Source organism: Streptomyces sp. NBC_01317 (assembly GCF_035961655.1).
Classification (GTDB): Bacteria; Actinomycetota; Actinomycetes; order Streptomycetales; family Streptomycetaceae; genus Streptomyces.
This window is the reverse complement of sequence record NZ_CP108393.1, coordinates 5,218,220-5,236,141: the sequence shown is the minus strand read 5'-3', so window position 1 is coordinate 5,236,141 and position 17,922 is coordinate 5,218,220. Positions and strand designations below refer to the sequence as shown.

Below are 17,922 nucleotides of genomic sequence, written 5' to 3'. Positions count from 1 at the left end.
GGCGGAGGACCGGGCGTGTACTGGATGTACTCGCCCGGTCCGACAACGCCGCGAGCGCGCGTGCCAGACGCCGCGCGCCAGACGCCACTTCGCGGACACGCCCTAGTCCCCGAGGATCGACAGATCCTCCTTGGCCGTCGGTACGTACACCGTCCCCCGGCCGTCCGGCAGCGTCTGCACCGTGAACATCGGAACGCCGTCCTCCGGCAGCGCCAGCATGCGCGCCGCGTGGACAGGGCCGCCCGACTGCGGCTCGACCGTCAGCGCGTACTGGCCCTTGAGCCCGCCCGGCACCGGCGGCGTGACGTCCAGGGTCGTACCCGCCTTGACGGTGTACGTCTTCTCGGCCGGTTCGCCCCCGCCGCTGCCGGCCGAGGCGACGACCTTCACCTTCGCCGCCTCCCCCGGCGCGGTCAGGGAGAGCGTGGAGCCCTTCGCGCGGTTGTCGGCCACACTCGCGCGGGCCGTGATGGGACCGGTCGCGGGGATGAACGCGATCTCCTGGTCGCTGCCCTTGCCCCGTACGACCCGCAGGGCCGCGACCACCGGAGTCGGACTGTTGCTCTGCGCCGGGCTGAGGATCAGCGAACCGGCTTCGCCCTTGGTGACGTCGGCCAGGTCGAGCGACGCCGTCATCTTCGACTTGACGTGCAGGCTCTCCTTGCCGGCCGGGGTGATCGTGCCGTCGGCGCCCGCCAGTTGGACCTTGAGGTCCGCGTCCTCCGCGCCGGGCGCGAAGGCCACCAGCCGGACGTCGGTCGCGTCCGCCGGGATGCCCGGGAGCACCAGCGTGCCCGCGGGGGCGGCGGAGGTCGTCAGCCAGTCGCTGCCCGCTGTGTCGTCGGCCGCGCGGACCGCGGCGCCGACCCGGCCGGTACGGGTGCTGACGTGGACGGTCACGTCCTCGGACGCCTCCGGGGTCAGCGTGGAGAGCAGCACCGGGACGCTGGAGCGGGCCGGTACCGGAATGCCCTCGCCCGCCTCGGACTTGAGCGCGCCGTTCTTCCCGTACAGCTCGATGTCGACCACGGCGGCGCTGTCGTCCGGGTTGGTGAGGTGGACGTAGTCCTGCCGGGACTTGTCCGTACTGGCCCCGGGGAACCAGAAGTCGGTGTCGGGCGCGGTGCAGGACAGCCCGAGCAGGCCGCGCGCGCCGCCCACCGAGTCCACGGTGGACTGTTGGGTGGTCCAGCCGGGGGCGAGGCGGCCGGTGGCCGTGCCGACCAGGGCCGGGGTGTCGGCGCCGTCCGCGGTCTTGGAGACGGGGGCGCCGGGCGCCTTCACGGTGAGGAACGCCTTCGCCGGCGCGTCGGCCTTCTTGTCCCCGGCCTTCTTGTCCCCGGCCTTGTTCGTATCGTCCTTATTCGTATCGTCCTTCTTGTCATCCGTCGCGGCGGCGTCCGGGTCCGCCGACGTGACGGAGGACGCGGCCAGTTCGGCCGTGCTCGCCGTGCTCCCGCCCGGCGTGTCACCCGCCGGGGTGAAAGAGGTGTACGTCGTGTCCGCGAGGTCCGAGACGCTCGGCGCGGGGCAGACCAGGCTGGTCCGCTCCACAGGGAGCAGCTTCGGCGTCGCCGTCGCCGCCGTCCTCCCGTCGTCGGCCGGGGCGGACAGGAAGGCGAATCCGGTGACCGCCGCCAGGGCGGTCGCGGCCGCGATCAGGGAGAGAGTCGTACGGTTCACTGGTCGGTGCTCCCGTCGGGGCGCGGACGCCGCTCGTTGTCAGGGCCCTCGGGGGACGGCTGCTGCCCGTAGCCGTACGGGTCGTAGAGAGCCGGGTCGTACGGCGGGGGCTGCTGCCCCTCCTCGTACGTTCCCTGCTGGTACGGGTCCGGCTGCTGGTCGGGATAGGCCTGCTGGTCCGGGTACGGCTGGGCGGGGTACTGCTGGTCCCCGTACTGCCGCTGGTCCGGGTACCCCTGCGGGTCGGGGTACGCCTGCTGGTCCGGGTAGGGCTGGTACGGCTGCTGGTACTGGTCGCCCTGGTACTGGCCGGCCGGGTAGGACTCGCCCTGGTACTGGTCGCCCTGGTAGGCCGCGTACTGCGGTTCCACGTACGCCTGGCCGTCCCACTCGCCGTACGCCTGCTGCTGCGGCACGGCCGCGTACGGGTCGGGGCCGGGAGGCGCGGCGGGCACCGGAGGTACGTCGGGCACGCCTCCCGGCTCCTGGCCCGGCCGCCGCTGCTCCGGCAGATCGAGCCGGTCGGGCGTCTCCCCGGTGTCGGCCGCGTCCGCCGCGTCCGTCCCGCCGGGGGTCTCCCCCTCGGCCTCCGCCGCCGCCCGCAGCCTGCGCGCCCTGCGGCCCTCGCCCTCGACCGCCTGCGCCGGGACCGCGAGTTCCTCCTCGGGCAGGTCGTCGTCGATCTCCCGGCGGCGCCCCGGCAGGGCGAGCACCAGCAGGACCACGGCGAGCGCGCCCTGCGCCCAGATCCACGCGGTGTGGGTGATCGGGTCCTCGTACGTGAGGTCGAGGCGGCCCCCTGCGGCGGGCAGTTCGAAGCCCTGCGCCCAGCCGTCGACGGTCTGCTTGACCAGGGGCTTCCCGTCGAGGGTCGCCTGCCAGCCCTCGGCCGCGCGGTCCGCGATGCGCAGCACGCGTCCCGCCGGGCCCGCCGGGACGGTGGTGTGCGCCTCGACCGGGCCCGCGGCCACGGCCAGCGGTTCGCCGCCGGCCGCGCTGTTCGCGCTGTTGGCGCTGTTGGCGCTGTTGGCGCTGTTGGCGCCGTCGATGCCGTTGACGATCGTGGCCCGCGAGATCTGCCGGTCGACACGCCACAGCGCGCTGCCGTCCAGCTGGCTCAGCCGGCTCAGACCCGGCGTGGCGTCGAGGACGCGGCCCATCTCGCGCGGCGCGCCGTCCCGTACCAGCACATAGCGGATCGCGTACCCGCTGAGCTGCTGGGTCTGGTCGGCGCCCGACCCCGCGACCAGGTTCGCGACGACCTTGTCGAGTCCCTGGTCGCTGCCGCCCGACGCGGTCAGCTCGGCGTCGCCGAGGCGGCTGCCGGAGCCACGGACCAGGGCGTACGAGACCTCGGCGGTGGTGGTGCCGTCGAGGACGAGGGTGCGGGGCTGGTCGCGGGTGATGGACTCCTCGGCGACGAACGCGGGCACCTGGACCGGGTCGCGGCGCTCCAGCGGTCCCGCGGCGCCGCTGATCATCCAGCCGAAGACCGACAGCAGGGGGGCGACGGCCGCCGCGAGGGCGATCAGCGCGGCGACGGGCTGGCGCCAGCCGAAGCTCAGGGCGGTGACCCGTTCGCGCGCCCCCTCCGCGCCGACGACGGCGGCGGCGATCAGCGCGAGGCCGTAGACGAGGGTGGCGGGTCCCGCCCAGCCGGAGTTGTCGGTGACGACGGAGAAGACCAGCCCGACGACCGCGACGACCCAGGCCGCGCGGACGGCGAACTGCCGCTCGCCGCGCAGCAGGGCGGCGAGCGCGGCCAGGACGACGCCGAGGAGCACGATCCCGCCGACCGTCTTCGGGCCGCCGGGGCTCATCCCGAGCAGATCGAGGGCGGAGGCCGATCCCGTACCGAACTCCAGGCCCGCTTCCCGCAGCAAGGCGGAGGGGTCGGTCAGCAGGGAGAGGGACCAGGGCGCCAGGATCAGGAGGGGGGTGCCGAGCGCGGCGAGGACGCGGACGCCGTACGCGGCAAGGTCGCCGCGCCGCAGCACCAGGACGCCGATGCCGAGCACCACGGCCAGCGGCCAGGCGACGGGGGTGAAGGCGGTCACGAGCGTCAGCAGGAAGGCGTACGCCCAGGTGGCGCGCCAGCTGCCCCGTACCGGAGTCTCCGGCTTCTCCTGCCACTCGTCGTCCTCGTCGCCGCCTCGCGAGACGCCGCCCGCGCCGGACCGCAGTCCGTACGCGCTGACCGCCGCGCGGGCGATCAGGGGCAGCAGGATCGCCAGCACGGCCGTGCCGAGCCGCCCGGTGGCCAGGGCGCCGGTCGCGGCGGGCAGGAAGGCGTACGCGACGCTCGCCCAGGCCCGCAGGAGCCGCGACTCGGTGAGGGGCCGGGAGGCGAAGTAGGCGGTGACGCCGGCCAGTGGCACCGAGCAGACGAGCAGGAGTGTCAGCGCGAAGCCGGTGGAGCCGAGGAAGAGCGCGGAGAGGGCGGCCAGGACGGCGAGGTAGGGCGGCGCGGTCTGCGTGCCGCCCGTACCGACCGGGTGCCAGCCGTCCGCGTACCGGGACCAGAGGTCCGAGACGTCACCGGGGGCGGGCAGCAGGGCGCCGCCGGCCAGCGCTCCGCCGCCGAGCAGCGAGCGGCAGGCGACGAGCGAGACGAGCAGGAGGATCGCGAAGAGTACGGGTCCCGGCTTGTGGGCCAGCTTCTTGAGGCGGGCGAACTGCTCGACCTCCATGAAGTCGGCGTCCTCGCCCCCGGGTCCCGACTCCACGACGCCGTGGCGTGAGCCGCCCGCGTCGGTGTCGGTGTCCCGGCCGAGGCTGCCGGCGATCTGTTCGACGGTCGCGCGGATGGTGGCGCCGGGGGGCGGGAAGAGGGGGCGCAGTTCGGAGGCCTCGGTGACCCCTTTGCCCCGCGCGCGCCGGGCGCTCAGAATCCGTCCGGGGCGCAGGAGGGTGCCGAAGAGCCCCATGACCTCGTCGACGGCCTGGCCCGGCACCTTGCCCACGAGATAGGCGACGGTACGGAGCAGGGTGCCGAGGACCAGCCGGAAGAACACGAAGGGGAGGACGGCGGCCCGCGCGTTGACGAGCATCGTGTAGACGGCGCCGGCCTTGTCGACGCGGTGCGGGTTGACGACGGAGCGTCCCGCGCAGTCGACCGTACGGCGCTCCCTGGCGGCGGCCTCCGCGTGCCGCATGACGGCGTCGGGGGCGACGAGCACGCGGTGTCCGGCGGCGTGCGCGCGCCAGCAGAGGTCGACGTCGTCGCGCATGAGCGGGAGGGCGCGGTCGAAGCCGCCGAGTTCGTCCCAGACGTCGCGTCTGATGAGCATGCCGGCGCTGGAGACGGAGAGGACGGTACGGACCTGGTCGTGCTGGCCCTGGTCCTGTTCGCGGCGGTCGAGCCCGGTCCAGCGGCGTCCGCTGTTCGCGATGGAGACGCCGACTTCCAGCAGCTGCTTGCGGTCGTACCAGCCGCGGAGCTTGGGGCCGACGATCGCGGCGTACTGGTCGGAGTCGGCGACGCGCAGCAGTTCGGCGAGGGCGCCGGGGTCGGGCGCGCAGTCGTCGTGGAGGAGCCAGAGCCACTGGACCGGTTCGCCGTGGGGCAGTTCCGGCAGGTCGTACGTGTCGTCGCGCCAGGTTCTCGTCTCGGGGTCCCAGCCGCTGGGCCGCTTCAGGTACGGCAGGTCGTCGGGGGTGAGCGTCCCCGCGGCGTGCACGGCCTCCTCGACCGCCGTACCGAATCCGGACCTGCGGGCCAGATGCAGCACCCGGTCGTCGCCGAGTGACTCGGTGAGCAGCTGGGCGGAGTCGTCGGCGCTGCCGGTGTCGGCGGCCATGACGTTCTGTACGGGACGTTCCTGGCCCAGCAGCCCGGCGAGGGCGTCGGGCAGCCAGCGCGCACCGTCATGGGCGACGAGCACCGCGGTCACGACGTGACGCGGGAACTCGGGTGCGGTGGCGGGAACGAACGCGGCGTTGGTGGGGGACATTGAGGTAACGGGCCCTCCGGCCGGGGGGTCGCCCCGAAGGGGCGTTGATGCGTCTCGGACGGGGCCCCACACTAACGGCTGACACCATGGCGGTCCGCCGCCTGCGGTGTTGTCGCAGACCGCGGACCGTTCCCTACGTACGGGTTTGCGCGGATTGGTCACGTGGACCAGTTGTCACACCGGTGGACCATTTGTCAGACCGGAGTGGTGCGTGACGCGTTGATCGGACAGTAAGCCAGTAAGCCAATCAACGAAAGAAAGCGATCAGGTCGCGGCCGGATCGCGATCAGATCGCGGCTTTCTTCAATCGCCGACGCTCACGTTCCGACAGGCCGCCCCAGATACCGAATCTCTCGTCGTTGGCCAGGGCGTATTCAAGGCATTCTGAACGGACTTCACAGGCGAGGCAGACCTTCTTGGCCTCGCGGGTGGAACCGCCCTTCTCCGGGAAGAAGGACTCGGGGTCGGTCTGGGCGCACAAGGCGCGCTCCTGCCAGCCGAGTTCCTCGTCCGCGTCCTCGACCAGCAGTTGCTGGAACAGCTCGGTCATGTGCGCCCCTCGTCTGTCTTTTGCGTCCCCGTGCGGTGGCCGCTACCGATTCCGGCCGAACGACACGAGTGAAATTACAAGTGGGTGGCTCCGGGGCAGTCAAGCGGAGATCTGCTATTGGGCCCGGTATTCACTCTGCGGAACCAAGGCTATGCGGAAAGTGTTCAAATCACCAAAAACCTGACACATGCCACTGGCCTGCCCGCGCCCACCCCCTCCCCTCTCCGGGAGAGACGCCACGGGCCCCGAGCTTGGTGCCGATCCGGCTGTGGAAGCGATCCGGATCACAGTCCGATCACGAGGGTGCGACGGTGTTTGCGTACGCGGTTGCTGCGCCATGTCTCCGCGCGTGCGGGCGCACAAACCTTTCTCCGCTCGGAGTAACCGGATGTGGTGAAACATTACCGCCAAATCGGGCATTGAGTTGACACTGGCTACCAGATTCGCCACCTTTAGTGACATGCCAGCGATCGCCGTGCACACCGCGACCCACGTCCGTGGATTCCGCAGCGTTGCCCAGGCCGGCTGTTGCTGTCCGTCTTTCTTCCGCTGTTGATGCCCTGGCGTCGTTGACGCCCCAGCGCTCCGGCTTTTCCCCTCTGCCGCACCCCCATTGCCGCAGTTGCCCGCAGTTGCCTCTTCGGCCGTCACTCCCGCGTGTCCGGGCGTCCGACGGCTGTCAGCTCTTCCTGCCGAGGAACCACCGCACCCATGAACAGCGACAGCGACATCCAGATCGCCGGCGACCTCCTTGAGGTCCTGCACCTGCTCCGGCCCCCGCGTGAGCACCCCGTCACGGTGGCGGAGTTCGCCGGGCTCGCCCGTACGCTCGCGGCCGACCGCGCGCAGTGGGCCCCGCTCGTCCGGTACGACGCCACCACCCGCTGGTACCACCGGCTGCGCACCGGCCCCGGGTACGAGGTGTGGCTGCTCTCCTGGGTGCCGGGACAGGGCAGCGGCCCGCACGACCACGGCCGGTCCTCCGGCGTCCTGACCGTGCTGGAGGGCGAGCTGACCGAACGTACGAAAAGCGGCGCCCGTACCCTCGCGCCCGGCGCGCAACGGGTCTTCGCGCCGGGGTACGTCCACGACGTCGTCAACGACACGATCGGCCCCGCCGTGAGCCTGCACATCTACTTCCCCGGCCTGACGGAGATGCCGATGCACGCGGCGAGCTGCGCGCCGCACGCGGAGGCGACCGTACCCGCGTAGGCGGGAGACCGTACCCGCGTAGGAGGAGCCCGGCGGGGTCACCTCACCCCCTCCGGGACGGGAATGTCCGACCGGCCTGACACGATGGGTGCATGCGCATTGTGGTTCTGGCCGGCGGCATCGGCGGCGCCCGTTTCCTTCGCGGCCTCAAGCAGGCCGCGCCCGACGCGGACGTGACGGTGATCGGCAACACCGGTGACGACATCCATCTGTTCGGGCTGAAGGTCTGCCCCGACCTCGACACGGTGATGTACACCCTCGGCGGTGGCATCGATGAAGAGCAGGGCTGGGGGCGTACGGACGAGTCCTTCCAGGTCAAGGCGGAACTCGCGGCGTACGGGGTGGGACCGGAGTGGTTCGGCCTCGGCGACCGCGACTTCGCCACCCACATCGTCCGTACGCAGATGCTGGGCGCGGGCTATCCGCTCAGCACCGTCACCGAGGCGCTGTGTGCCCGCTGGCAGCCCGGCGTCCGGCTGCTGCCGATGTCGGACGACCGGGTCGAGACGCATGTGGCCGTCGAGGTCGACGGCGAGCGCAAGGCCGTGCACTTCCAGGAGTACTGGGTGAAGATGCGCGCGTCCGTGGACGCGCTCGCGGTTGTCCCGGTCGGCGCGGACCAGGCCAAGCCGGCGCCGGGTGTCCTGGAGGCCATCGCCGCCGCCGACGTCATCCTGTTCCCGCCGTCCAACCCCGTGGTCAGCATCGGCACGATCCTGGCCGTCCCCGGCATCCGGGAGGCCATCGCCGACGCGGGGGTGCCGGTGGTCGGCCTCTCGCCCATCGTCGGGGACGCGCCCGTGCGCGGCATGGCCGACAAGGTGCTCGCGGCGATCGGTGTCGAGTCGACGGCCACGGCGGTCGCCGAGCACTACGGCTCGGGGCTGCTCGACGGCTGGCTCGTGGACACCGTGGACGCGGCGGCGGTGGCTGGCATCGAGGGCGCGGGCATCCGGGCCCGCGCGATCCCGCTGATGATGACGGACGTGGACGCGACCGCCGCGATGGCGCGTGAGGCGCTGGCGCTCGCCGAAGAGGTGCGGGCATGACGTCGTTCCGCGTACGGGCCCTGCCGGGGCTGCCGGAGGTCCGCCCCGGCGACGACCTCGCGAAGCTGATCGCGTCCACCGAACCGGGGCTGGCCGACGGTGACATCCTCCTGGTCACCTCGAAGATCGTCTCCAAGGCCGAGGGCCGGATCATGGAGGCGGCGGACCGCGAGGCGGCGATAGACGCGGAGACGGTACGGGTGGTGGCGCGGCGCGGTCCGCTGCGCATCGTCGAGAACCGGCAGGGGCTGGTGATGGCGGCGGCCGGGGTCGACGCCTCGAACACCGCGCCCGGGACGGTCCTGCTGCTGCCGGAGGACTCGGACGCGTCGGCGCGGACGATAAGGGCCGGGCTGCGGGACACACTCGGGGTGGACGTCGGGGTGCTCGTCACGGACACGTTCGGGCGGCCCTGGCGCAACGGGCTGACGGATGTGGCGATCGGCGCGGCGGGCGTACGGGTCCTGGACGACCTGCGCGGCGGGACGGACGCGCACGGCAACCCGCTGAGCGCGACGGTGGTGGCGCTGGCGGACGAACTGGCCGCGGCCGGCGACCTGGTGAAGGGCAAGGCCGAAGGGCTGCCGGTGGCGGTGGTGAGCGGTCTGCCGCACCTGGTCGGTGACACGGACCCGTCCTCGGCGGAGGGCGCTCGGGCGATGGTGCGCGTGGCGGCGGACGACATGTTCCGGCTGGGCACGTCGGAGGCCGTACGGGAAGCGGTGACGCAGCGGCGTACGGTACGGGAGTTCACGGACGAGCCCGTCGACCCGGGCGCGGTCCGCCGCGCGGTGGCGGCGGCGGTCACGGCGCCCGCGCCGCACCACACGACACCGTGGCGCTTCGTCCTCCTGGAGTCCGCCGAGTCGCGGCTGCGGCTCCTGGACGCGATGCGGGACGCGTGGATCGCGGACCTGCGCGGCGACGCCAAGTCCCCGGAGTCCATCGCGAAGCGCGTGCGGCGCGGCGACTTCCTCCGTACCGCGCCGTATCTGGTCGTGCCCTGCCTGGTGATGGACGGCGCGCACACCTACGGCGACGCGCGGCGGGACGCGGCGGAGCGCGAGATGTTCGTGGTCGCGGCGGGCGCGGGGGTCCAGAACTTCCTGGTGGCCCTGGCGGGCGAGCGTCTGGGCTCGGCGTGGGTCTCGTCGACGATGTTCTGCCGGGAGGTGGTCCGGGACGTCCTCGGCCTGCCGCCGGGCTGGGACCCGATGGGCGCGGTGGCGGTGGGCCATGCGGCGGCGCCGCCGAAGGCCCGTCCGGCGCGGGAGGCGGGGGCGTTCATCGAGGTGCGCTGACGCATGGTAGGCGCGGAGGGGGCGACGTACGGCGTAAAGGCGTGAAACAGCCGTACCCCGCCGCCTCTAGGGTTTGCTGTACGCACATGCCGCGCAACTCCGCGCGACAACGCGCAACCCTCGCAGCCGCTCCGGGAGGAACCCTGTGTCGTCGCCCCTCAGCCCCCAGCACGCCCCGGTCGGCGATGTGGGGGCGGCGCTCATGTTGATCGACTCCCAGCTCAAGGCGGTCCACAACGGCAGAACCGCGACCGACCCCGAACAGCAGGCCCTGATCGACCAGTTCACCGCGTCCCTGGGCCCCGAGGGAGCCAACGACGTCCTGGACGGCGCCTGCACCCTCATCTACATGTTCATGACGTGGCTGCGGAAGGCCCACGAGGACGTGGACAAGGACGTCATCGAGTACGTGGTGCCGACCCTCGTCGCCTCGATGCGCAGGATGCCGAGGAGTGTCCGCCCGGAGGCGATCCCCATCATGGCGGGCCTGGTCATCGCGGCGGGCACGGGCCTGAGCCCCAACCTGTGGCGCAAGCAGTACGGGGACTGGACGGAGGAGGAGATGACTCCCCTGGAAGTCACCACGTTCCTGCTCGCGGAACACATCAACCGCATCACCGAGGACCCGGACTTCGCGACCCGCATGGTCGCGGAGGCGCTGTCCCGCTCGGACGAGGACTGACAGGGCACGCGCCCCGGCTCACGACCTCAAGAACTGGCCATCCGGGCCAAGGACTCCGCCTTCCCGGCCGCCCACCGGGGAGGCAGGACGACCCCGAAGCCCTCCAGCTTGTCGAAGACGTAGTCCTTGGTGTCGTCCGTCATGAACGGGTAGGGCGCGTCCAGCAGTTCCGCACTGTCCAGCAGCGGCTCCAACACCTGGAACCAGATCGCGTCGTTCAAGGACTTGTCAGGGCTGCGCAATCCGAGATCGACGCACGTGAAGCAGCGCGTGAGAAGTTCCTCGTGCCCGGCGGGGGATTTCAGGGCGGGCAGGACAACGGGATCGGCGAAACCGTCCCGCAGGAGGGGGTAGAGCAGCGCTTCACCGTGCTCTTCCTCCAACTGCCTGACGAATGGCGCCGCCTCCGGCACGATCTCCAGAATCACTTCCCGCACGTGCTCACGCGTCATACCGGACGGCACCATTCACGTCACCTTTCCTCGGCACCCGGCGCTGGGAAAAGCACCGCCGCGTCCACCACTCACGCCCTCATCCCGGCGGTGAAGGCGGTCGCCACCGCCCTGACCTGAGCTCCTCCAGCAGGCTTTGGCTCACCACGGTGAAGTGGTGAGTCGGGCCCAGGCCGCGCTCGCGTCCGACGACAACCTCGGCCATGAGCTCGATCCCGGCGTCCACGTACCCCAGTGCGGCCCGGGTCTGGGCGTGCAACTGTCTCGCGGCCAGGACGGCGGGATAGTCCGGCCCGAGGACGCGTCGGTAGTCCTCCACGACCTGTCGGATCTCGTCATCGGCGGCCCTGTGCCGGCCGAGCACGAACTGGGCGCGGGCGTGATTGTGCCTGGCGCTCAAGGTGACGGCGTGATCGGGGCCCAGGTGCAGGGTGCACAGCCGGGGCACCGCCAGCAGGGCGTTGTCGCCCACGTCATCGCCTTCGTCATCGGTCTCCGCCGCGATTTCGGCCGCCGACAGCATGGCCAGCAGGCTCGCACGTGAGCGCAGGGTCGCCGGGTGCCGGGCTCCCAGCACCGCCTGTCGGCCTGCCACGACCGACCGGAGGAGGGCAACGGCCTCTTCCCGTCTTCCGCTGTTGCCGAGCACGAGTTGCAGCCCTTGACCGGTGTCGAGGGTGTCCGGGTCGTCGGCGCCGAGCAGGCGGAGTTGGGTGTCCCGGACTCGGCGAAGCAACCGTTCCGCTTCCTCGTACCGTCCCAGCCGGAAGAGCGAACGGCCGGTCCTCGCGTATGCCGCGAGGACGAGCCGGTGCTCTTCGCCGAGCGTCCTCGCCGCGAGGCCGGCTGCGGCGCCAGCCGTTTCCCAGGCGGACAGGTAGTCGCCGGTACGGTGCAGTGCCACGGCCAGCCGGGTGGCTACGCGCAACGCGTCCTCGGTGCCGGACCGCTCGGTGGTCCTGCGCAGCAGGGCGAGGCAGTGTGGCGCGAGCAGCCGCAACCGTGGTTCGTACGGTCCGGCGTCGGGGACCGACGGCACCGCGGCGTCCAGCAGCCGGGCCGCCGTCGTGTCGAGCACGGCGAGGTCCGCCGGAGGCGTGGCAACGGCGACACTGTCGAGGAGTACTCCATGACTGTGCGCGCACCGCAGGCCGTCGAGATCCACCAGCTGGGTCAGCGAGTGGTCGAGCAGCACGGTCAGCGCGGCGTCGGCTCGGGTCAGGGGAAGGACCGCGCTGATGTCCTGATGGTTCAACACGGGCAGCGGCAACGGCTCGGGAGCCAGCCGGGCGAGCAGTCTCAACAGCGCGACCGTTTCGGGCAGTCCACGTGCCTCGAACGAGTCGAGCGTCAACTGCCACGTCCGGCCGACCAGATGCCGTGGGTCCTCGGCACTCAGGACGTCCGCCCCCTGGTCGATGAGACCGACCGCTTCGTCGCCTTCGAGCCGGCCTCCGTAGTGGTCCATCGTCCAGGGGTCGATCACCTGGTGGGCCAGGAAACCGCCCGCGAGAGTGAGCGCCAGTGGCAGCCGTCCCAGCCGGTCGGCGACCTCGGCCGCCTGTGCCATCGTGCCGCTGTGCGGGGCGAGGTCGCAGAGCACGCGGGCCGCGTCCTCGCGCGGGAGCACACCGATGTGCTGCAACTCCGCGCCGGGCCACCAGCGGGCGGCCGCACGGCGGGTGGTGACCAGAACGGTGCCACGCGTGCTTCCGCGCAGCCAGCCGCCGTCGCGGAGGATCGCCGGGTCGTCGGCGTTGTCGAGCACCAGGAGCCAGGGCACCGCGGATCTGTCCAGGTAGTGCCAGACCAGATCCGCCGCGGGGCGGTGTCCCTGGTGAGCGGCGAGCAATTCAGCGTCAAGGGCGCCTCGATCGGCCGCGGCGGCGAGCATCCCGGCTCGGAGAGCGGCCCGGTCGGCGGCGTTGACCCACAGGCCCACCCGGCCGTACTCAGTGGTCGCGATGTCGAAGAACGCCTGCGCGACGGCGGTCTTGCCGCAGCCTCCCATGCCGTGCAGGACGTATGTCCCGGCGCCACGGCCCGGCGCCAGGCCTTCCCGTAACCGTGCCAGCACTTCGCCGCGGTCACGCAGCGCCAGAGGCGTACGACCCACTGCCGGACGGCGGACGGAGTCCGGTCCTCCCCCGGCGGCCGGGCTGCTTCCCGCGTAGTGGTGGTGGTGTTCCGTGATGTGCTGGTCACCTGTCGTCTGATAGACGCGGCCGTCGTCCTCGGCGCGGCCGTCCATGGGGCCGCTCATCGCTCGATGATGTGCTGGTCGCGTCCTGCCTGGTAGACCCGGGCCTGCCCGGAAGCGGTCGCGTGCTGGGTGACGGCGGGAGGATCCGCCGAGGCCTGCGGGGCGATCTCGTCGAGCAGCCGGCGCAGCTCCGCCGCGGCGTCGGGCCGGGCGACGAGCAACCGCCGTAACCTGCCCTGCCATTCGGCGCGCAGCTCGCTCAGCACCTCTTCGCCGTCGGCCCCCGTGGCCGCCACGGCCTCCGCCTGGCCCGCGTCCAATTCGGCGGCGACCGCGTCGGCCCGGTGCGGCTGCGCACGCCGCCACAGCCCGACGACTCCCTCGCGGGTCGCCTGCCAGGCGTCGGACGCCATCAAGGCCACGAGTGCGGCTCCGCCGGCCTGTGCGAGTGAGGTGATTTCCGGGTCCACAGCTCTCCCCCGTGTCAGCCGGTACGGCACACTCAACGTACATGGAAATGACGTCATTTGGTTTACCGGACCGAACCGAGGAGTGGGTTGTGGCGAGATCATGGGAAGCGGATCCGGAGACGACATTCCTCAGGAGGATCGGTAAGTCCCCGCAGGAACTGGGGGTCACGTCCGACACTCCCGACTGCCCCGACATGTGGGAACTGGAGAACGGCGATGTCGCCGTCATCGGCAGGGATCTGTCAGGTTCGCTCGGTACGAAGCTGCCCGCCGGCGTCTCGATCGGTCCCGACGAACGGCTCGTGGTGATCCCCAGGAGCATGCTCATCGCGGCGAAGCCGGATATTCCCCATGTTTGATTCGTTCCCGGAGGGAGTCTCGACGCGCCTCGACCGTCCGCGCTACCACGAGGAGTACTACCGCGCCCTCGAAAGCGGAATTCGGCATCTCAACAAGCTGGAGCGCGGGCAGAATTTCAAGGAACGCGGTTTCGCGAGCTGGGAGGCTTTCGCGGCCGGACAGTGGGACACGTCCCTCTCCCTGATCAAGGAGAGGCGTGACGCCTACGTCCAGCAGGTCGAGGAGGCGGAGCGCGCCGGGATGCTCCAGCGCCGCCTCAGGGTGGTGGAGTTCCCCGTGACGCCTTATGTGCAGTGGGAACTGCACGTCCTGCGCCTGCGGGTCGAGGTGGGGGACCGGATCCGGCTGCTCGACGCCCGTACGATCGCCGGCGTCGAGAAGCACCGACCTGTTCCCGAGGTGGTGATCCTCGGCGACGTGGTCATGTTCGAGGTGCGGTACGACGACGACGGGAACGCGGCGGGCGCGAACCGGTTCACCGACCGGGCTCTGATCGAGGAGACCTCGGCGGGCTTCGACACGCTCTACGAGCAGGCGGAGGAGTACGGCGACTTCTTCGCCCGCGAGATCGCTCCTCTCCCCGAGCCGGCCGTCACCCCGTGACTGTCGTGAGTACGGTGACTGCCGGGCCTTACATGCCGGCGAAGTTTCGCAGGGGCATGCGGGGGGCGCGGCGGGCGGGGAGGTGGCCGCTGAGGAGGATCAGGCGGACCGCTCGGTGGCGGTGGCCTGCGTAGGGGGCCAGGAGTTCCAGCATTTCCTCGTCGTCGGCGTCGCGGTTGCCCGCGAGGGCGTGGCCGACGATGCCGGGGAGGTGGAGGTCGCCGACCGTGACGGCGTCGGGGGCGCCGTTGGTGCGCTGGATCACCTCGGCGGCCGTCCAGGGGCCGATGCCGGTGATCAACTGGAGGCGGGCGGCGGCCTGTTCGGGCTCCATCGCGGCGGCCTCCTCCAGGCGGCGGGCCACGCGGGCCGCCCGCAGGATCGTGGAGGAGCGTTTGGCGTCGACGCCTGCCTTGTGCCACTCCCACGACGGGATCATCGCCCAGGTGTGGGGGTCGGGCATGACGTGCAGCGTCTCCGCTGCGGGGCCCGGGGCCGGCTCGCCGTACTTGCGTACCAGGAGGCGCCAGGCGCGGTACGCCTCGATGGTGGTGACCTTCTGCTCCAGGACGGACGGGATCAGGGATTCCAGGACCAGGCCGGTACGGCACAGGCGCAGCCCCGGGCGGTTGCGGTGGGCCGTGAGGACCGCGCGGTGGCGGGGGGTGAAGGTGCCGGGGTCGTCCGACGCGCCGAGCAGGTCGGGGAGGCGGTCGAGCAGCCACTCGGCGCCGGGGCCCCAGGCCTGTGCCTCTACGGCTCCGCCTCGGTGTTCGGCGCGGAGGGTGGCGGGGCCGGCGGGTGTCCTGCTGGCCCGCCAGATCGCGCCGTCATTGGCGGCGAGGAACGTGGGGTCGCCGGGGCCCCTGCGGAGCGGGCCCAGGGCGAGACCGAGGTCGTACGGGGCGCCGTCCGGCGGGGTCCAGCGTCGGCGGAGTCCGTCGGCCGGCGGGGGCGTGGGAGTGGGGTTGGTGTGGGGCGCCGGGACGGTCGGGGTGGGCGCGGTTGTCTCGGTCCCCGGGACCGTCGAGAGCGCCGGTGTGGTCGTACGCGGCGGGATGGTCCGCGTCGTCGGCACGAGCTGGGTCGCCGGGGCGGCGGGGAGCGCCGGGGCGGTCGGGAGCGTTGATGGGCCTCGGGGGGTGGTGCGGGGGCGGGGGGCGAAGCGGCCTGCCACGGGGTGTGTCCGGGTTCGTCGGGGGCGGGGTCACTGACGAGGGTAGGCGGTGGCCCCCGGAGTGTGCTCCGCCGCCCCGTCTCTCCGCCGTGCCTCCGGCGCGGGTCGCCGGAGACGCTGGAGCATCGCGCCGTCCGCCGTGAAGGTGGTGACGACGGTGGGAAACGCGACGACGCCCGTGTTCTCGTCCTGCACCCCGGCGTACTCCTCCCACCACGGGACGTCCCCTTCTCCCCCGGTCACCCCTCTCCCCCGCTCAGCGGGCCGCGAGGCAATGCGGGCAGTTCACGGCTCGCAGCCATTGCGTGGGGTCGACGTTGGCCACAGGACAGACGGGCTCCAGCGTGGTGTGATCGTCGCCGTCCGTGACGACCTTGAATTCGTGCACCGTGAGGAGGTCGTCACCTACCGTGCCCGCTACGTACTGCGTCGTCTGAGCGTCTGCGCCTCTCATGGCCTGCCTTTCCGCCGTACCTCGTGGGGTTCCTCTTCGGCGACCAGCTCCCACCGCTCCCGGTCGGCGACCGGATCCCATCCCCGGCTCCGCCGGTTCGCCGCCGCCACGAGGGGGCGGATGCGCCGCATGGTCGGGCTGAACGACCTGTCGTCGTCCGCCTCGTGGTGTGCGCCGGCGGGGGTATCGGCGGGAGTGCCGGTGTCACTCACCCGCCAACCGCCTTCGCAGTCCGGCCTCAACGTCCCGTAGCAGGGCGGGTGTTGGCTCGGCGTAGCCGGTACGCGGCACCCACTCGGGCGCCAGCCGCCAGAATCCGCCGGCGTCTATCAGGGCGGCCAGCTCGTGGTCCGGGTCGCGGTCCGGGTTGTTGCCCGGTCCGTCGTCGGGCCCGGGGGCAGGGGGATTGCTCAGCACAGCCGACTCCTCTCCGTAGCCATTCCGCTACCAAGCGAGTTCAGCGTGGCCTAGAGTTGATACGCCTTCAACCTGTGAGGAACGAGCGAAAGGTCGGTGTCGGGGCGTTGAATATCAAGGAGTTGAACCCGGACAGCAGCCCGGCAGCCGCCTTTGGAGCACGGGTTCGGAGCTATCGCGAAGCGCGCGGCTGGAAGCAGGAAGAGCTGGCGGAGCACACGGAATATTCCAGCACGCACATCTCTGCCGTGGAAACTGGTCGCAAGATGCCAACTCTTCGCTTTTCGAGGAGTGTTGACCTTGCCTTCGGAACCACCGATACGACCGACGCGTTCGAGCGCCAGTGGCGGGAGATCCGGCACGGCTCGTTGCTGGAGGGTTTCCCGGAGTACGTCGGATACGAGGGCCGGGCCGTGGAGCTGCGGCTGTTCGAGATCGGCATCATTCCCGGGTTGTTGCAAACCCCGGAGTACGCAAGGGCGTTGGCGGAGGGAGATGTACAGCGGGGATCCATCACACGCGAGCAGGCGTCGGAGCGGGTTTCGTTTCTGGCGGAGCGGCAGGCGGCGTTGGTCCGGCCCCGTCCCCCCATGGTGTTCTTGGTAATGGACGAGAGTTGCCTTCGACGGCCCATCGGCGGCCCCCAGGTCATGGACGCACAACTTGAACGGCTGGTCGACTTCGCGGCTCGCCCCACCACCATGCTCCAGGTGGCACCTTTCGACATAGGGGAACGGCGCTCGTTCAATCTTCCGGTCAACCTGCTGACACTGTCCGACCGGTCCGTCGTCGCCTACGCGGAGTCGCAAGCTCAAGGGCACCTGGACCGGGAAACGACTTCCGTCCTCCCCATGCTGACGGCCTACCATCAACTACAGGCCGAAGCACTGTCGCAGGCGGCATCCGTAGCCATGATCAACCAGTTACGAAAGGGCACCCCGTGACGACCGAAACCCCCCGCTGGTTCACATCCTCCTACAGCTCCAACGGTGGCAACTGCGTGGAGGTCGCCACCAACCTCGCCGCCACGCACGGCATCGTCCCCGTCCGCGACTCCAAAGACCACCGCGCCGGGCAACTGACCCTGACTCCTGCCGCCTTCGCGGGGCTCATCGACCTCGCCCGCAACGGTCGCGCCGAGGCGTAACGCACCTGCTGAGCACCGCCGTTCCTCCTGAGGGACGGGCGGGGCCCAGTACGTTGGACCGGGTTACGCGGCCTGCCACGGGGGGGCCGGGTTCGTCGGGGGCGGGGTCACTGATGGGGGTAGGCGGTGGCCGTGGGCGGCGTGGTTTCTCCCCCACCCCGCCCCTTCCCGAAACCGGGGGCAGGCCCCCGGGCCCCGGTCTGCGTCGG

19 protein-coding genes are annotated in these 17,922 nt (G+C 71.5%); 8 read left to right on the top strand and 11 right to left on the bottom strand.

The window, feature by feature from the left end; translation table 11 throughout:
• Nucleotides 1-102: 102 nt before the first annotated feature.
• The 3 genes from OG349_RS22700 to OG349_RS22690 form a co-directional block, all read right to left on the bottom strand.
• On the bottom strand, nt 103-1,683 hold the full coding sequence (locus OG349_RS22700; RefSeq protein WP_327236358.1) for a DUF5719 family protein: 1,581 nt from the start codon (nt 1,681-1,683) through the stop codon (nt 103-105).
• Nucleotides 1,680-5,636: a glycosyltransferase gene (locus OG349_RS22695; protein ID WP_327236357.1), complete on the bottom strand. Its 3,957-nt coding sequence runs from the start codon at nt 5,634-5,636 to the stop codon at nt 1,680-1,682. Before OG349_RS22695 ends, OG349_RS22700 begins: the two co-directional genes overlap by 4 nt.
• Nucleotides 5,637-5,922: 286 nt before the next feature.
• On the bottom strand, nt 5,923-6,186 hold the full coding sequence (locus tag OG349_RS22690) for a WhiB family transcriptional regulator (protein WP_014046372.1): 264 nt from the start codon (nt 6,184-6,186) through the stop codon (nt 5,923-5,925).
• 711 nt (nt 6,187-6,897) lie between these two features.
• Here OG349_RS22690 and OG349_RS22685 point away from each other — a divergent pair.
• The 4 genes from OG349_RS22685 to OG349_RS22670 all read left to right on the top strand — a co-directional run bounded on the left by OG349_RS22685 (nt 6,898) and on the right by OG349_RS22670 (nt 10,430).
• Nucleotides 6,898-7,398 carry a cysteine dioxygenase gene (locus OG349_RS22685; protein ID WP_327236356.1) on the top strand — a complete coding sequence of 167 codons (501 nt, stop codon included), beginning with the start codon at nt 6,898-6,900 and terminating at the stop codon, nt 7,396-7,398.
• Between the two features lie 92 nt (nt 7,399-7,490).
• Nucleotides 7,491-8,447: a 2-phospho-L-lactate transferase gene (cofD, locus tag OG349_RS22680; RefSeq protein ID WP_327236355.1), complete on the top strand. Its 957-nt coding sequence runs from the start codon at nt 7,491-7,493 to the stop codon at nt 8,445-8,447.
• A complete protein-coding gene (locus OG349_RS22675; protein WP_327236354.1) occupies nt 8,444-9,748 on the top strand; it encodes a coenzyme F420-0:L-glutamate ligase in 1,305 nt (434 codons plus the stop codon). Before cofD ends, OG349_RS22675 begins: the two co-directional genes overlap by 4 nt.
• Before the next feature lie 145 nt (nt 9,749-9,893).
• Nucleotides 9,894-10,430, top strand: a complete 537-nt coding sequence (locus OG349_RS22670; protein ID WP_327236353.1) for a hypothetical protein — start codon at nt 9,894-9,896, stop codon at nt 10,428-10,430.
• Between the two features lie 26 nt (nt 10,431-10,456).
• On the opposite strand, the gene OG349_RS22665 is transcribed toward OG349_RS22670, so the two are convergent.
• The 3 genes from OG349_RS22665 to OG349_RS22655 all read right to left on the bottom strand — a co-directional run bounded on the left by OG349_RS22665 (nt 10,457) and on the right by OG349_RS22655 (nt 13,555).
• The gene (locus OG349_RS22665) at nt 10,457-10,882 is read right to left on the bottom strand and encodes a hypothetical protein (RefSeq protein WP_327236352.1); all 426 of its coding nucleotides are present in this window, start codon (nt 10,880-10,882) and stop codon (nt 10,457-10,459) included.
• A gap of 79 nt (nt 10,883-10,961) precedes the next feature.
• Nucleotides 10,962-13,145: a tetratricopeptide repeat protein gene (locus OG349_RS22660; RefSeq protein ID WP_327236351.1), complete on the bottom strand. Its 2,184-nt coding sequence runs from the start codon at nt 13,143-13,145 to the stop codon at nt 10,962-10,964.
• The gene (locus tag OG349_RS22655; RefSeq protein ID WP_327236350.1) at nt 13,142-13,555 is read right to left on the bottom strand and encodes a hypothetical protein; all 414 of its coding nucleotides are present in this window, start codon (nt 13,553-13,555) and stop codon (nt 13,142-13,144) included. Before OG349_RS22655 ends, OG349_RS22660 begins: the two co-directional genes overlap by 4 nt.
• A gap of 89 nt (nt 13,556-13,644) precedes the next feature.
• Here OG349_RS22655 and OG349_RS22650 point away from each other — a divergent pair, with 89 nt between their 5' ends.
• On the top strand, nt 13,645-13,914 hold the full coding sequence (locus OG349_RS22650; RefSeq protein WP_161313062.1) for a hypothetical protein: 270 nt from the start codon (nt 13,645-13,647) through the stop codon (nt 13,912-13,914).
• Nucleotides 13,907-14,518, top strand: a complete 612-nt coding sequence (locus tag OG349_RS22645; RefSeq protein WP_327236349.1) for a DUF6879 family protein — start codon at nt 13,907-13,909, stop codon at nt 14,516-14,518. The genes OG349_RS22650 and OG349_RS22645 overlap by 8 nt, the downstream gene beginning before the upstream one ends.
• Nucleotides 14,519-14,546: 28 nt before the next feature.
• Here OG349_RS22645 and OG349_RS22640 read toward each other — a convergent pair whose 3' ends face one another.
• Genes OG349_RS22640 through OG349_RS22620 form a run of 5 tightly spaced genes read right to left on the bottom strand, consistent with a single transcriptional unit; the run spans nt 14,547 to nt 16,566 of the window.
• Nucleotides 14,547-15,695: a DNA-3-methyladenine glycosylase family protein gene (locus OG349_RS22640; RefSeq protein ID WP_442806293.1), complete on the bottom strand. Its 1,149-nt coding sequence runs from the start codon at nt 15,693-15,695 to the stop codon at nt 14,547-14,549.
• A 30-nt stretch (nt 15,696-15,725) separates the two neighbouring features.
• Nucleotides 15,726-15,938, bottom strand: a complete 213-nt coding sequence (locus OG349_RS22635) for a hypothetical protein (RefSeq protein ID WP_327236348.1) — start codon at nt 15,936-15,938, stop codon at nt 15,726-15,728.
• Nucleotides 15,939-15,951: 13 nt separating this feature from the next.
• A complete protein-coding gene (locus tag OG349_RS22630; RefSeq protein WP_327236347.1) occupies nt 15,952-16,149 on the bottom strand; it encodes a hypothetical protein in 198 nt (65 codons plus the stop codon).
• The gene (locus OG349_RS22625; protein ID WP_327236346.1) at nt 16,146-16,361 is read right to left on the bottom strand and encodes a hypothetical protein; all 216 of its coding nucleotides are present in this window, start codon (nt 16,359-16,361) and stop codon (nt 16,146-16,148) included. The genes OG349_RS22630 and OG349_RS22625 overlap by 4 nt, the downstream gene beginning before the upstream one ends.
• Nucleotides 16,354-16,566 carry a hypothetical protein gene (locus tag OG349_RS22620; RefSeq protein ID WP_327236345.1) on the bottom strand — a complete coding sequence of 71 codons (213 nt, stop codon included), beginning with the start codon at nt 16,564-16,566 and terminating at the stop codon, nt 16,354-16,356. The genes OG349_RS22625 and OG349_RS22620 overlap by 8 nt, the downstream gene beginning before the upstream one ends.
• Before the next feature lie 107 nt (nt 16,567-16,673).
• Between OG349_RS22620 and OG349_RS22615 the strand changes: the two genes are divergently transcribed.
• Together OG349_RS22615 and OG349_RS22610 are read left to right on the top strand one after the other, a co-directional pair.
• Complete coding sequence (locus OG349_RS22615; RefSeq protein ID WP_327236344.1) at nt 16,674-17,510, top strand: helix-turn-helix domain-containing protein; 837 nt, start codon at nt 16,674-16,676, stop codon at nt 17,508-17,510.
• The gene (locus OG349_RS22610) at nt 17,507-17,713 is read left to right on the top strand and encodes a DUF397 domain-containing protein (protein ID WP_327236343.1); all 207 of its coding nucleotides are present in this window, start codon (nt 17,507-17,509) and stop codon (nt 17,711-17,713) included. Before OG349_RS22615 ends, OG349_RS22610 begins: the two co-directional genes overlap by 4 nt.
• Nucleotides 17,714-17,922: the final 209 nt, after the last annotated feature.

What these genes read in the sequence shown, in the direction of transcription:
- OG349_RS22695 (WP_327236357.1), bottom strand. Translation starts at nt 5,636, where the DNA reads ATGTCCCCCACCAACGCCGCGTTCGTTCCCGCCACCGCACCCGAGTTC.
- OG349_RS22690 (WP_014046372.1), bottom strand. Translation starts at nt 6,186, where the DNA reads ATGACCGAGCTGTTCCAGCAACTGCTGGTCGAGGACGCGGACGAGGAA.
- OG349_RS22685 (WP_327236356.1), top strand. Translation starts at nt 6,898, where the DNA reads ATGAACAGCGACAGCGACATCCAGATCGCCGGCGACCTCCTTGAGGTC.
- cofD (WP_327236355.1), top strand. Translation starts at nt 7,491, where the DNA reads ATGCGCATTGTGGTTCTGGCCGGCGGCATCGGCGGCGCCCGTTTCCTT.
- OG349_RS22675 (WP_327236354.1), top strand. Translation starts at nt 8,444, where the DNA reads ATGACGTCGTTCCGCGTACGGGCCCTGCCGGGGCTGCCGGAGGTCCGC.
- OG349_RS22665 (WP_327236352.1), bottom strand. Translation starts at nt 10,882, where the DNA reads ATGACGCGTGAGCACGTGCGGGAAGTGATTCTGGAGATCGTGCCGGAG.
- OG349_RS22660 (WP_327236351.1), bottom strand. Translation starts at nt 13,145, where the DNA reads ATGAGCGGCCCCATGGACGGCCGCGCCGAGGACGACGGCCGCGTCTAT.
- OG349_RS22645 (WP_327236349.1), top strand. Translation starts at nt 13,907, where the DNA reads ATGTTTGATTCGTTCCCGGAGGGAGTCTCGACGCGCCTCGACCGTCCG.
- OG349_RS22630 (WP_327236347.1), bottom strand. Translation starts at nt 16,149, where the DNA reads ATGAGAGGCGCAGACGCTCAGACGACGCAGTACGTAGCGGGCACGGTA.